The 283-nt window shown below is 58.3% G+C and carries 1 protein-coding gene; it reads right to left on the reverse strand.

All coding sequences use genetic code 11. The annotated features are described in order from the left end of the window. A partial coding sequence (locus J1G18_RS27920) for a hypothetical protein (protein WP_223009618.1) occupies positions 1 to 283 on the reverse strand: 283 nt, incomplete at both ends.

Here is a 283-nt window from a genome sequence, read left to right on the forward strand (position 1 = left end):
CCTCCAGGGTGGTGCCGAGCATGGTCAAGTGAATGATGTCATCCATCTCGAAGTCTGGCCGGGTGGCCGTGACATGCACCGTGATGTCGTTATCGCCCTGTTTATCGGCGTCGAGTTCATTATTGACAGCCTCCTGAACAATCGGCGCGGCCAGCAGGTCGATGCCGGTGGTGACGACGATGCGGGTTGCCTTGCACCAGTCTTCCGATTCATTGCCGACGATGTCGCGCACTTTGAAGGTGACCGCCAGACCGAAGAGGTCGGTGTCACCAGCCCGTTCAAT

Origin of the sequence: Pseudomonas sp. MIS38 (assembly GCF_019891575.1) — a bacterium.
GTDB classification, from domain to species: domain Bacteria; phylum Pseudomonadota; class Gammaproteobacteria; order Pseudomonadales; family Pseudomonadaceae; genus Aquipseudomonas; species Aquipseudomonas putida_A.